Genomic DNA, 12810 nt, shown 5'->3' on the forward strand with positions numbered 1-12810 from the left:
CTGCACCAATTGCTACAGAATTATTACCCGTTACCTCATTTTTGGTACCGATAGCAATTGAGTTTGTACCGCTCGCAAAGGATTCTTTCCCTGCAGCAATTGAGTTTTCACCAATATTAGAAAAATGACGTGTTAGTTTTTCCTCTAACTCTTTTAGTGCTTTTTCCTTTTTGGCTCGCTCTTTTTCAAACTCTTCTTTTTCTGCTTGTTTTTTTGCAAGTTCTTCTTGTTTTTGTTTTAACTCATTTGAATTTTGAGAATCGGATGTTGATTTTAAATTTTCAATCTGAGATGTAAGATTGTTGACTTCTTCTTCCTTCTTCTCAAATCTTATTTTGGCCTCATCTGAGGCTTTTTGGGCTTTTTCATATTCTTTTGTTATTCCCTCAACGACTTCATTATGAGGATCATAAAGTTTTAATTTTTTTGCCCAGTCATTTAATTCGTTTACTGTTTCTTCAGCATATTTATTCCATAAGTTCTTGGTAGATTCCTTAAATTTAAATTTAATATTTTCATAATAATTTCTAGGATTATCTATTTCCTTATCGATTTCACGATAAAGGAGCTCTCTTTTTTTAACATTTTCTTCTGTTGGGGATTTGCTTTCTTCCTCATAAGCCGCAATATATTCTGATATTTTCTTTGCAAAACCTTCAACAAATTTAAGTTGTTCAAGAAAATCATCTTTATCAAAAAGCCATTTATCCTCAGGGGCATTAAGATCGATTAGGTTATAAAAATCATCATAAAATCTCTTGACCCACTCTCTTAACGGATCAACATTCTTCTCTGGATAATTGGTATTTTCCCCACTGAAGAAATCCTTAAAAAATTTTGATGTTTTATAATAATAAAGAGATGGTTTTGTTCTATCTTTACTTGTGTTTCGGATGTACTCCCCCTCTCCTTCATGACCATATTTAGAAACATCATTAGGATTAGAATAAGGATCGTAATATGTATGGCTTGTTAATAAAAAATTACTATGGTTTACTTGATCATCTTTTTCATGTTTTATTGGGGAAGATAAAATACGAGATTTGCTATATTATTAGGTTTATCTATATTATTATTATGTGTATTATTAAGATTATAAAGTTCCTTTAACTCATTTATTGTATTAGTCCCATTTATTATATTTAGTAAAGTGGAATATTGTACGTAACGCTCTTTTTGGTCAGATGAAAAGAAACTTTCTGTCATTTTATTTGGAATTGTTTTTCCTTCTGTGAGAGCTACAGAGCCTACAGAATTTACTTTTTCTAGTAAATCGGGAACAATACCAACATCTGGATTTGCGTATATCCCTAGATCACTTGTTGCTCCAATGTTAAGAAAGTATTTGTCATTTCTAGATTTAATTGTGTTTTGTATCTTCTCTTTGTCCTCTCCGAAGGATACTCTAGCTTTTAGATACCCATTAACAATAGCTTCATATTTATCTATATTCCATTTTTGAAGCTTAGGATAATCTTTTTCAACTAGCTGTTTTAAGTCTGCTGCTAACTTTTGACGTCCCGTTGTTCCATTAGAATTATCTGTAAGTTTCTCAATATTAAGTTCTTTTATTTGTTTTAGGTAATTTACCCAAACAAATTCTCCTCCTGAATTGATTGATGCCAAGATTGACCCAACGTTATCTTGTGCTTCTTCAAACTCTTTTTTTAAATTTTCTAATTCCTTTTCTTTATTACTTAAATCTTTATTTAGTGAATCGATTTTATTTGTTTTATCCTTATTGTGGTTTTTGATCAACTCTGTTAGTTCTTTGATTCTGTTGTTTAGATCTTCCTCAGTTTTATTGTTGGCTTCAATTTTTTCATTTATATTGGAAAGATCTTTATCAGCCTTGCTCTTATTAGCAATCGTTTGCTTTTCTTTTTCAAGAATAGCCTTAAATTCTTCACGAGAAATATTGCCACCTGTTGCAACAGAATCATTACCTTGTGCTAAACCATATTTAGCTGTTACAGCATTGTTATAGCCAGTTGCAACGCCATGATCGCCTGTGACAATATTTCCTTCACCCGTTGTGGACGGGGCAGAATAGGCAAGGTTAGAAGATAAAGGCAATGTAAAGAGTAATAAGGCTACTGAACTTTTTGCAGTAGTTAAAGCAGTACGTTTTTTCAAAATATCCTCCCAAATGATGATGTTCGGTGAAATGTACGATCTACTTAAAATTATATATTTTTTTGTGATTAAAATGTCGACAAAATTATCTGTTTTGTGATCTTGCTTGTGTTTTTTTTTATATTTTGAGTAAAATGTAACCAAATAGATGTAAATAAAGATATATTTAAACAATGATTGTATTTAGTAATCTGTCCTTAAAACGAGGGCAAACGGAACTTCTCGAAAATGCTTCTGCTACGATTAATCCCAAGCAAAAAGTCGGCTTGGTGGGGAAGAATGGTTGTGGTAAGTCGTCTCTTTTTTCCTTATTAAAAAAAGAATTAACGCCAGAGGGTGGCGAGATAAATTACCCAGCAAATTGGCGGGTATCTTGGGTAAATCAAGAAACGCCTGCATTGGATATTTCAGCGATTGATTATGTAATTCAAGGGGATCGCGAATATTGCCGCTTGCAACAAGAGCTTGAACAAGCAAATGAACGCAATGACGGTAACGCCATTGCGCGCATTCACGGGCAATTAGAAACCTTGGATGCGTGGACAATTCAATCTCGTGCCGCTTCTTTATTGCATGGTTTAGGATTTAGCCAAGAAGAAACAACTCAGCCAGTAAAGGCCTTTTCGGGTGGTTGGCGGATGCGTTTAAATTTGGCTCAGGCATTGCTTTGTCCGTCAGATTTATTGTTACTGGATGAGCCGACCAACCATTTGGATTTGGATGCAGTTATTTGGTTAGAACGTTGGTTAGTGCAATATCAAGGCACTTTAGTATTAATTTCTCACGACCGTGATTTTCTCGATCCGATTGTGACGAAAATTCTCCATATCGAAAATCAGAAGTTCAATGAATACTCGGGCGATTATTCTTCCTTTGAAGTGCAACGGGCAACCAAATTGGCACAACAAACAGCGATGTATCGTCAGCAACAACAAAAGATCTCTCATTTACAAAAATATATCGACCGCTTTAAAGCCAAAGCAACTAAGGCCAAACAAGCACAAAGCCGCATGAAAGCCTTAGAGCGCATGGAACTGATTGCACCAGCTTATGTGGATAATCCTTTTACTTTTGAATTCCGTCCACCACTATCCTTGCCAAATCCTTTGGTGATGATTGAACAGGCGAGCGCAGGTTATGGCAGCGGTGAAAGTGCGGTAGATATTTTAAGTAAAATTAAGTTGAATTTAGTGCCGGGTTCGCGCATTGGTTTACTCGGTAAAAATGGTGCAGGAAAATCAACACTGATTAAACTTTTAGCGGGAGAACTGACCGCACTTTCAGGCACAGTGCAGTTGGCAAAAGGCGTGCAGCTTGGCTATTTTGCTCAGCATCAATTAGATACTTTGCGCGCAGACGAATCTGCCCTGTGGCATATGCAAAAACTTGCCCCAGAACAAACGGAGCAACAAGTTCGAGATTATTTGGGCAGTTTTGCGTTCCACGGCGACAAAGTTAACCAAGCGGTGAAAGCCTTTTCTGGTGGGGAAAAAGCTCGTTTGGTGTTGGCTTTGATTGTTTGGCAACGCCCGAACCTGTTACTACTTGATGAACCAACCAACCATTTGGATTTGGATATGCGTCAAGCATTAACGGAAGCGTTGGTCGATTACGAAGGTTCTTTGGTGGTGGTGTCTCACGATCGTCATTTATTACGCAATACCGTGGAAGAATTTTATTTGGTTCACGATAAAAAAGTGGAAGAATTTAAAGGCGATTTAGAAGACTATCAAAAATGGCTGAGTGAACAAAACAGCACGCCTGAAAATAAAGACTCAGAAAAAGTGGGCGATAATGAAAATTCGGTTCAAAATCGTAAGGAACAAAAACGCCGTGAAGCAGAGTTACGCCAACAAACTGCGCCATTACGTAAAAAAATCACGCAATTAGAAGAAAAAATGAATAAATTTTCTTCTGAGCTTGCGAACATAGAAAATCAACTGGCAGATGCCGAATTATATAATGCCGAAAATAAAGAAAAATTGACCGCACTTTTGGCTCAACAAGTGTATGTGAAGAAAGCATTAGATGATGTCGAAACGGAATGGATGACTGCACAGGAAGAATTGGAAGAAATGCTACAAGCATAAGGATAGATTATGAATCAAAGCCTTTTTCATCATAGCAAACAACAGGAATATTGCCCTCAATGTGGAGCGCCTTTGCAAATTAAACAAGGCAAAAAAGGGCTGTTTTTAGGTTGCTCTGCTTATCCTGAATGTGATTATTTGCGTCCTTTGCAACGATCGGAGCATAAAGTATTAAAAACACTTGATGAAATTTGCCCAAAGTGCGGTAATTTATTGCAGTTGAAACAAGGCAGTTTTGGGATGTTTATTGGTTGTAGCCATTATCCTGAATGTGATTTTGTGGTGCGGGAAGAATCTGAATCTGAGGAAAAAATTACTTGTCCTGAATGTAAAACGGGGCATTTGATTTCTCGTCGTGGTCGCCAAGGAAAAATTTTTTACGGTTGCGATAATTTCCCTAAATGTAAATTTTCTTTGCCTGCCAAGCCTTATACCGTGCCTTGCCCAACGTGCCATTTCCCACTTTCTTTGTTAAAAAGTGAAGATGGGGAAAAACAAATTTTTCAGTGTGCAAATAAAACTTGCCGTCATATTTTTGAGCAATAAAAGTAAAAGAGTGAAATGAATAGAAAACAAATCGCCGAGGCCCTTCGACAAAATCAAGTGGTTGCGTATCCCACTGAAGCTGTATTTGGCTTGGGCTGTAATCCGCAAAGTGAAAGTGCGGTAAAAAAATTACTCGATTTAAAGCAACGTCTAGTGGAAAAAGGATTGATTTTAGTGGCGCCTAGCTTGGATTTTTTCCGTCCTTTTGTTGATTTTGAGCGGATTAATGATGAGCAGCTTTCTCGCCTTCAAGGTAAATATGAACGTCCAACTACTTGGATTGTGCCAGCTAAATCGACCACCCCGCATTTTCTCACGGGCAAATTTGATAGCATCGCGGTACGTTTGTGCGATCACCCATCTGTGAAAACCTTGTGTGAAATCACGGGTTTTGCATTAACTTCAACGAGTGCAAACCTAACAGGAGAGCCACCTTGCCGCACCGCCGATGAAGTGCGGTTACAATTCGGTGCAGATTTTCCTGTATTGGATGAAATGGTAGGCGGGGCGCATAATCCATCCGAAATTCGAGACTTGCGCACAAATCAACTTTTTAGACAGGGATAATTTATGGATCTTTATGCTGTGTGGGGCAATCCGATTGCGCAAAGTAAATCGCCACTAATTCAAAGTCAGTTAGCAGCGCAAACGCATCAAACAATGGAATATATTGCAAAATTAGGTGATCTTGAGGATTTTGAGCAACAGCTTTTGGCATTTTTTGAGGAGGGCGCGAAAGGTTGCAATATCACTGCACCATTTAAAGAACGAGCTTATCAGCTGGCAGACGAATATAGCCAACGAGCAAAACTGGCGGAAGCCTGTAATACGCTAAAAAAACTTGATGATGGGAAACTTTATGCGGATAACACTGATGGGATCGGTTTGGTGACAGATTTACAACGTTTGAATTGGCTTCATCCAAATCAACGCATATTAATTCTAGGAGCAGGCGGAGCAACAAAAGGCGTATTATTGCCACTTTTACAAGCTCAACAAAATATTGTCCTTGCCAACCGCACTTTCTCCAAAGCCAAAGAATTAGCTGAAAGATTTCAGCCTTACGGCAATATTCAAGCCGCCTCAATGGATTCTATTCCGCTACAAACTTATGATTTAGTGATTAATGCAACTTCCGCTGGATTAAGTGGTGGAACGGCTCCAGTTGATACTGAAATTTTAAAATTAGGTTCAGCTTTTTACGATATGCAATATGCCAAAGACAGCGACACGCCTTTTATTGACTATTGTAAATCCTTAGGTCTGAATAATGTCAGCGATGGTTTTGGTATGTTGGTCGCTCAAGCGGCTCATTCATTCCATTTGTGGCGAGGCGTAATGCCAGATTTTGTCGCGGTTTATGAGCAATTAAAATAAGGTAATTGACAATGGAAAGTAAATACAGCGACTTTATGGTGTATGTCGATGAAAGTGGAGACCATAGTTTACAGTCAATCGACAAAAACTACCCTGTGTTTGTGCTTGCATTCTGTATTTTTTATAAAAATCATTATAGGAATAATATTGTTCCACAGATACAGAAGCTAAAATTTGATTATTTTGGTCATGATATGGTGATATTGCATGAGCATGAAATCCGTAAAGAAAAAGGCGATTTTAATATTTTTACTTCTCGTGAACAGCGTGAAGGTTTTATGGAACGTATTTCATCTATTATTGAAAATACTAATTTTATTCTTGCTGCCTGTGCGATTGATAAGCGAAAAGTGCCACAAAATGAAACAACACACCCTTATCATTTTTCACTCAAACATTGCTTAGAAACCCTATACGAATTTGTTTGTGAAAAGCATCAAGAAGATAAAATCACTTTTGTTGCCGTGGAAAGCCGTGGACGTAATGAGGATAGAGAGTTAGAGCTGGAATTTTTACGTATTTGTGACGGACAAAATAAATTCAAAAAGCCTTTGCCTTTTCGAGTAAAGATTGTGCCAAAACAGATTAATTCTGTAGGACTACAGGTGGCTGATTTGGTAGCAAGGCCTATCGGAAGATATATTTTAGATAGCAACCAGCCAAATCGAGCCTTTGAGATTCTTAAAAAGAAATTTTATTGTGAAGGTGGAAGAAAAATACTGGGGGAAAATTTTGATAAAAAAGGACTGAAACATTTTCCTTAGTCCTAAAAAGCGAAAAGCCTCAATGAAACCCACTGAAGCTATAACGCCGACCAAGCACCCTCGATCCACTTGGCTTGGAATATATCAAAACGTTTTATTTTGTCAAGTTTTAATATGCAACAAATAACAAGATGCCCTTGGGTTGGCGAACAACCTATTTATATTGATTATCATGATAAGGAATGGGGAAAGCCACAATTGGACAGCCAAAAACTGTTTGAGAAAATCTGTTTAGAAGGGCAGCAGGCGGGGCTTTCCTGGATTACTATTTTGAAAAAACGTGAAGCCTATCGGGCTGCATTTCATCAATTTGATCCTATTAAAGTTGCGCAAATGACCGAACAAAATATTGATCGTTGTATGGAAAATGCTGGACTTATCCGTCATCGAGCAAAACTGGAAGCCATTGTGAAAAATGCCAAAGCCTATTTAGCCATGGAAAAGTGCGGTGAAAATTTTAGTGATTTTGTGTGGTCGTTTGTGAATCATCAACCGATTATCAATGATGTACCGGATATTTCTGTAGTACCTGCCAGAACTGAAACCTCAAAAGCAATGTCAAAAGCGTTGAAAAAGCGTGGTTTTGTCTTTGTTGGCGAAACGACATGCTACGCTTTTATGCAATCAGTGGGGTTAGTCAACGACCATATAAATGGCTGTTGTTGTAAGTGATATTCCAGTATAATCCCCCTAATTTCATCTGAATAAGAACTGAATTATGAATAAAAAATATACCTTAATTTCAATCTCAATTCTGACCGCACTTTATAGTCAACAAAGTTTGGCAGATCTGCATTCTCAGTGTTTACTTGGCGTGCCTCATTTTACTGGTGAGGTTGTGAAAGGTGATATTAATAATTTGCCGGTTTATATTGAAGCAGATAAAGCAGAGATTAATCAGCCAACTCAGGCGATTTATCAAGGTGATGTGGATTTGAAACAAGGAAACCGCCATCTGGTTGGAAATTCAGTTGAAGTCAAACAAACAGGTGAGGGCAATCAAGCTCAGCGTTGGGCTTATTTACGTGGTGGCTTTGATTATAAAGACAACCAAATCAATCTATTAGGTAATGATGCGAGCTTTAATTTAGATAGTAAAAACGGTAATGTCATCGATGCAGAGTACCAACTTGTAGGACGTCAAGGCCGCGGTAAAGCACAAGAAATTGAGTTAGGTGATAATTACCGTTTAATGAAAAATGCGACATTTACCTCTTGTTTACCGGATGATAATGCTTGGGCGGTAGATGCCTCTGAGATTCGTCAGCACATTAAAGAAGAATATGCCGAATTTTGGCACGCACGTTTTAAAGTATTAGGTGTGCCGGTGTTCTATACTCCTTATCTGCAATTACCGATTGGTGATCGTCGCCGTTCAGGTTTATTAATGCCAACCGTTGGTCATTCTAGCCGTGATGGTTATTGGTATAAACAACCGATTTATTGGAATATTGCACCAAATTACGATGCCACATTTGCACCAAAATATATGTCTCGTCGTGGCTGGCAATTAAATGGTGAGTTTCGTTATTTAACACCAGTTGGTGAAGGTAAGCTGGCGGGCGAATATTTAGGACGTGATCGTTACGATGAGTACATCAGTGATAACCGTAAGCGTCATTTATTCTATTGGAACCATAATTCCTCTTTTCTTGAAAATTGGCGTTTAAATGTTGATTACACTAAGGTAAGTGATAAACGTTATTTCACTGATTTTGATTCAGATTATGGTAACAGTACTGATGGTTATGCAAATCAATATGCACGTATTGCGTACTATAAACCAAATTACAACTTCGCAATTTCAGCACGTCAGTTCCAGATTTTTGATGAGGTCGATATCGGGCCTTATCGTGCGCTGCCACAAATCGACTTCAATTATTACAAAAATGATTTGGCGAACGGTTGGGTAGATTTCAAGTTATTCTCACAAGCAGTACGTTTTGATAATGATAGTACCTTGATGCCGATAGCATGGCGTTTTCATGTTGAACCAAGTTTGGCAACCGCGATGTCAAATAAATATGGTAGCTTGAATATTGAGACTAAACTTTACGCGACCCATTATAACCAGAAAAAAGGTTCATCTTCTTCTGCAGAAGAGGTACAAAAATCAGTAAATCGTGTATTGCCACAATTAAAAGTAGATTTACAAACGGTTTTAGCAAGCAATAAAACCTTATTTGATAGCTATACACAAACGCTTGAACCTCATATTCAATACTTATATCGACCATATAAGGATCAAAGCAATATTGGCTCTAAGTTAGTTAATGACTATCTTGGCTTTGGTTATGATTCAGCGTTAGTCCAACAAGATTATTATTCTTTGTTCCGAGATCGTCGTTATAGTGGTTTAGACCGTATTTCATCCGCCAATCAAATAACGCTTGGTGGTACAACTCGTTTTTATGATAAAAATGCCGATGAGCGTTTTAACTTCTCCGCAGGACAAATTTATTATTTAACGGCATCAAAAATTGATGATAATCCAAATAATCGTACATCAAAATCCTCTTCTTCTTGGGCGTTGGAATCTAACTGGAAAATTAGTGATAAATGGAATTGGCGCGGTAGCTACCAATATGATACGTTGCAAGATAAAGCATCATTGGCAAATAGCAGTTTGGAATTTAACCCGATGAAGAACAATCTGATTCAGTTAAATTATCGCTACGCAAGTAAAGAGTATATCAACCAAAACTTGGGCGCTTCCGCAAACCGTTACCAACAAGATATTAAACAGGTCGGTGTCGTAGCGGCATGGGAAGTCTCGGATAACTGGGCGCTTGTCGGAAAATACTATCAAGATATTGCATTGAAAAAACCGGTTGAGCAATATGTGGGTGTGCAATATAACTCGTGCTGTTGGTCTGTTGGCGTAGGGGCGAGACGTTATGTCACGAGTCGACAAAATCAACATGATGATCAAGTGGTTTATGACAACAGCATTGGTGTTATCTTTGAATTACGTGGCTTAGGTGAAAATGACCATCAAAGCGGTATTGAAGACATGCTGAAGAAAGGTAAACTTCCTTATATTCAAGCGTTTAGCTTATAGTGAAATGAATAAAGGCTACCGAAAGGTCGCCTTTTTGTTTAGACGTGCGGTTAAAAAACATAATGATTTTTTGACCGCACTTTATTTTTTTCGTTTTGCACGTGGATGAGCTTGATCATACACTTCTGCAAGATGTTGGAAATTTAAATGCGTATAAATTTGTGTGGTGGACAAATTACTGTGCCCTAAAAGCTCTTGAACAGCCCGCAGATCCGAACTTGCTTCCAGCATATGCGTTGCAAAAGAGTGACGTAGTTTATGTGGGTTGAGATGACTATTTAATCCTTGGCGAATACCCCAGGTTTCCATTCGTTTTTGAATTGAACGGTGCGTGAGGCGATTTCCCTGTTGACTCACAAAAAGCGCGTCATCTTTTGGATTAAATAAAGCGCGTACCTTCAACCATTGCTGAATTGCATGAGAAGCATAACGTCCAAAAGGCACAATACGTTCTTTGTTTCCTTTACCAATTACTCTCACTTCACGTACACGAGTGTTAATACTATTGAGGTTTAATCCTTGTAATTCAGATAAGCGAAGCCCTGAGCTATACATCAGTTCCATCATTGCACGATCACGTAAATCAATGGGATCTTTGCTATCATTTGAAAGCAATTTTTGGACCTGTTCAGCATCAATATTTTTTGGTAAATGTTTGCCTTGTTTCGGCGCTGAAATCCCCGTTGCTGGATTTACTTTCATTTGACCTTGCTGCACAAGATAGCTGAAGAACTGACGAAGAGCAGACAAACGTAATGCTAAGCTTTTTTCTTTTAAACCTTGCTTACGGCTTTCCGCCAAAATAAGACGAACCACACTAGGATTCACTTGCTGCCAGTGCTGAATACCTTTTTCAGCCAAAATCGCTAAAATTGCATCCAGTTGATGTTGATAATTGGTGAGCGTATGTGGGCTTACTTGGCGTTCAATTCGCAAGTAATCCCAATATTGATTGAGGAGTGTATGCATTAGAGAGTTAATTCAAACAAACTTTTTTTCGTGTTTAGCTTAAATCCTTCGCGTTCTAAAATATTCTGTTGAGCTTGACTCAATTCCGCCACTAAACGATTAGATTGTGTATAACGGACAAACTCTTTCGCTTTAGAAATAAGGGCAGCATAAATATCGGTTTGATGTTTATCTTCGTTTACAAAAATATCGGTTAATTGCCAATAGCGTTGTAGTTGTAAAGAGGATAAGCGAGGATAAAGTTGAATAAAACCAATCGCCTGTGAGTTTTCGTTTACAGCAACAAAAAACATGCTTTCATTAAAACGTATACGATTCGTTAAAAAGGTTAAAGTGCGGTCAGGATTTTCACTCATTCCGTTGGCAAGTCGATAGGCTTCAAAGAGTGGAGCAAGCACTTCTATATTCCATTGTTCGGCTTTGAAAATTTTCATTGTTACCAGACCTATTTTCCGTTTATTTATAAAATTGGTTATTTTTTATCGGTTCCATACAGTAGATTGTAGCTTTTTAGCACAAAATAATCATCATTTACCCAAAAAAATTTTCAAAATGTGATTTTGCACAAAGAAATCTGCCTAAAGTTTGGTATAGTAAACACACTTTTTATTTATTCAATATGGAGAAACAAAAATGGCACGTCGTCCTTTAGTGATGGGTAACTGGAAATTAAACGGTTCCAAAGCGTTCACCAAAGAATTAATCGAGGGATTAAAAGCAGAATTACATGATGTAACAGGTTGTGATGTAGCAATTGCCCCACCCGTTATGTATTTAGGTACGGCTGAAGCTGCACTTTCTGGTTGTGGTTGCAGCTGTGGCGGTAAAAGTGTGGTTCAATTAGGTGCACAAAACGTAGATATCAATGTGAAAGGTGCATTTACTGGTGATATTTCTAGCGAAATGTTAAAAGATTTCGGTGCAAAATACATCATTATTGGCCATTCTGAGCGTCGTACTTACCACAAAGAAAGCGACGAATTCGTAGCGAAAAAATTTGGTGCATTAAAAGAAGCTGGTTTAGTACCAGTATTATGTATCGGTGAAACTGAAGCAGAAAACGAAGCAGGCAAAACAGAAGAAGTGTGTGCACGTCAAATTGATGCAGTGATCAACGCATTAGGTGTTGAAGCATTCAACGGTGCAGTGATCGCTTATGAACCAATCTGGGCGATTGGTACTGGTAAATCTGCGACCCCAGCACAAGCACAAGCCGTTCATGCATTTATCCGTGGGCACATCGCAGCAAAATCACAAGCTGTAGCAGATCAAGTGATCATTCAATACGGCGGTTCTGTAAATGATGCAAATGCCGCTGAATTATTTACTCAGCCAGACATCGACGGTGCATTAGTGGGTGGCGCATCATTAAAAGCACCAGCATTTGCAGTAATTGTAAAAGCAGCGGCAGCAGCGAAAAATTAATTTTTAGTTAATTAGAATAACAAAAAAAGTGCGGTGAATTTTCACCGCACTTTGTTTATGAATTCAAGCAAACTGTATTGCCAATTACTTTCCGTTCGTTTGATCGAGAATTTTCGTCACTACTTTCAAATACTCAATCGCCAAGCCCTGTTGTGCAACACTGGCATTAAAAACTAAATCTTCAGAAAGTACGCCGCAAGGTTGGTCTTTTGGTACTTCGCCATTTTCGTAAGCCTCAAAATCCTCTCGCCAATCGCCTTCGAAGTAATAATGTTCTAAGCGTTTCATTTTGGGCAAAAACGCCTGCCATTTTTCCAAGAATTGCGCTGCCTCGGCAAGAAAACTATTTGCTTCATCTAAAATACTTTCCATTTCGATAAGTTGGGATAAACGTTCTTTTGATAGCATATTTTTCTCTCATTTAATAAAAATGTGGTCGGAG

Annotated in this window: 12 protein-coding genes and 1 pseudogene; 8 read left to right on the forward strand and 5 right to left on the reverse strand. The window is 37.9% G+C overall.

Annotated features, from left to right (window positions below):
* Nucleotides 1-34: 34 nt before the first annotated feature.
* Both DX522_RS11965 and DX522_RS11665 read right to left on the reverse strand, forming a co-directional pair.
* Nucleotides 35-1036: pseudogene (locus DX522_RS11965) on the reverse strand (hypothetical protein); the annotation flags it as partial.
* Entirely contained in the window at nucleotides 1018-2136 is a 1119-nt protein-coding gene (locus DX522_RS11665) for a hypothetical protein (protein ID WP_262054173.1), read from the reverse strand. The pseudogene DX522_RS11965 and the gene DX522_RS11665, both read right to left, overlap by 19 nt.
* Before the next feature lie 173 nt (nucleotides 2137-2309).
* On the opposite strand from DX522_RS11665, the gene DX522_RS06120 reads away from it, so the two are divergent.
* From DX522_RS06120 to lptD, 7 genes are all read left to right on the forward strand, one after another.
* Nucleotides 2310-4226 carry an ABC transporter ATP-binding protein gene (locus DX522_RS06120; protein WP_115180168.1) on the forward strand — a complete coding sequence of 639 codons (1917 nt, stop codon included), beginning with the start codon at nucleotides 2310-2312 and terminating at the stop codon, nucleotides 4224-4226.
* Between the two features lie 9 nt (nucleotides 4227-4235).
* Complete coding sequence (locus DX522_RS06125; protein WP_115180169.1) at nucleotides 4236-4772, forward strand: topoisomerase DNA-binding C4 zinc finger domain-containing protein; 537 nt, start codon at nucleotides 4236-4238, stop codon at nucleotides 4770-4772.
* A gap of 15 nt (nucleotides 4773-4787) precedes the next feature.
* Complete coding sequence (locus DX522_RS06130; protein WP_115180170.1) at nucleotides 4788-5339, forward strand: Sua5/YciO/YrdC/YwlC family protein; 552 nt, start codon at nucleotides 4788-4790, stop codon at nucleotides 5337-5339.
* 3 nt (nucleotides 5340-5342) lie between these two features.
* Nucleotides 5343-6149 carry a shikimate dehydrogenase gene (gene aroE, locus DX522_RS06135; protein ID WP_115180171.1) on the forward strand — a complete coding sequence of 269 codons (807 nt, stop codon included), beginning with the start codon at nucleotides 5343-5345 and terminating at the stop codon, nucleotides 6147-6149.
* Between the two features lie 11 nt (nucleotides 6150-6160).
* A complete protein-coding gene (locus tag DX522_RS06140) occupies nucleotides 6161-6913 on the forward strand; it encodes a DUF3800 domain-containing protein (RefSeq protein ID WP_115180172.1) in 753 nt (250 codons plus the stop codon).
* Between the two features lie 114 nt (nucleotides 6914-7027).
* Nucleotides 7028-7585 carry a DNA-3-methyladenine glycosylase I gene (locus DX522_RS06145; protein ID WP_115180173.1) on the forward strand — a complete coding sequence of 186 codons (558 nt, stop codon included), beginning with the start codon at nucleotides 7028-7030 and terminating at the stop codon, nucleotides 7583-7585.
* Nucleotides 7586-7631: 46 nt separating this feature from the next.
* A complete protein-coding gene (gene lptD, locus DX522_RS06150; RefSeq protein ID WP_115180174.1) occupies nucleotides 7632-9974 on the forward strand; it encodes an LPS assembly protein LptD in 2343 nt (780 codons plus the stop codon).
* Nucleotides 9975-10055: 81 nt separating this feature from the next.
* On the opposite strand, the gene xerC is transcribed toward lptD, so the two are convergent.
* Together xerC and DX522_RS06160 are read right to left on the reverse strand one after the other, a co-directional pair.
* A complete protein-coding gene (gene xerC, locus DX522_RS06155) occupies nucleotides 10056-10943 on the reverse strand; it encodes a tyrosine recombinase XerC (protein ID WP_115180175.1) in 888 nt (295 codons plus the stop codon).
* Nucleotides 10943-11377, reverse strand: coding sequence for a GNAT family N-acetyltransferase (locus tag DX522_RS06160; RefSeq protein WP_115180176.1), 435 nt, complete (start codon nucleotides 11375-11377; stop codon nucleotides 10943-10945). Before DX522_RS06160 ends, xerC begins: the two co-directional genes overlap by 1 nt.
* Nucleotides 11378-11576: 199 nt before the next feature.
* Between DX522_RS06160 and tpiA the strand changes: the two genes are divergently transcribed.
* Complete coding sequence (gene tpiA / locus DX522_RS06165; protein WP_065249271.1) at nucleotides 11577-12368, forward strand: triose-phosphate isomerase; 792 nt, start codon at nucleotides 11577-11579, stop codon at nucleotides 12366-12368.
* 84 nt (nucleotides 12369-12452) lie between these two features.
* Here the strand turns inward: tpiA and DX522_RS06170 are convergent, their stop codons facing one another.
* A complete protein-coding gene (locus DX522_RS06170; protein WP_115180177.1) occupies nucleotides 12453-12776 on the reverse strand; it encodes a DUF4298 domain-containing protein in 324 nt (107 codons plus the stop codon).
* Nucleotides 12777-12810 lie beyond the last annotated feature (34 nt).

Origin of the sequence: Haemophilus parainfluenzae, assembly GCF_900450995.1 — a bacterium.
Classification (GTDB): Bacteria; Pseudomonadota; Gammaproteobacteria; order Enterobacterales; family Pasteurellaceae; genus Haemophilus_D; species Haemophilus_D parainfluenzae_O.

What these genes read in the sequence shown, in the direction of transcription:
- DX522_RS06160 (WP_115180176.1), bottom strand. Translation starts at nt 11,377, where the DNA reads ATGAAAATTTTCAAAGCCGAACAATGGAATATAGAAGTGCTTGCTCCA.
- lptD (WP_115180174.1), top strand. Translation starts at nt 7,632, where the DNA reads ATGAATAAAAAATATACCTTAATTTCAATCTCAATTCTGACCGCACTT.
- DX522_RS06130 (WP_115180170.1), top strand. Translation starts at nt 4,788, where the DNA reads ATGAATAGAAAACAAATCGCCGAGGCCCTTCGACAAAATCAAGTGGTT.
- DX522_RS06120 (WP_115180168.1), top strand. Translation starts at nt 2,310, where the DNA reads ATGATTGTATTTAGTAATCTGTCCTTAAAACGAGGGCAAACGGAACTT.
- DX522_RS06145 (WP_115180173.1), top strand. Translation starts at nt 7,028, where the DNA reads ATGCAACAAATAACAAGATGCCCTTGGGTTGGCGAACAACCTATTTAT.
- DX522_RS06125 (WP_115180169.1), top strand. Translation starts at nt 4,236, where the DNA reads ATGAATCAAAGCCTTTTTCATCATAGCAAACAACAGGAATATTGCCCT.
- DX522_RS06140 (WP_115180172.1), top strand. Translation starts at nt 6,161, where the DNA reads ATGGAAAGTAAATACAGCGACTTTATGGTGTATGTCGATGAAAGTGGA.
- tpiA (WP_065249271.1), top strand. Translation starts at nt 11,577, where the DNA reads ATGGCACGTCGTCCTTTAGTGATGGGTAACTGGAAATTAAACGGTTCC.
- DX522_RS06170 (WP_115180177.1), bottom strand. Translation starts at nt 12,776, where the DNA reads ATGCTATCAAAAGAACGTTTATCCCAACTTATCGAAATGGAAAGTATT.
- xerC (WP_115180175.1), bottom strand. Translation starts at nt 10,943, where the DNA reads ATGCATACACTCCTCAATCAATATTGGGATTACTTGCGAATTGAACGC.
- aroE (WP_115180171.1), top strand. Translation starts at nt 5,343, where the DNA reads ATGGATCTTTATGCTGTGTGGGGCAATCCGATTGCGCAAAGTAAATCG.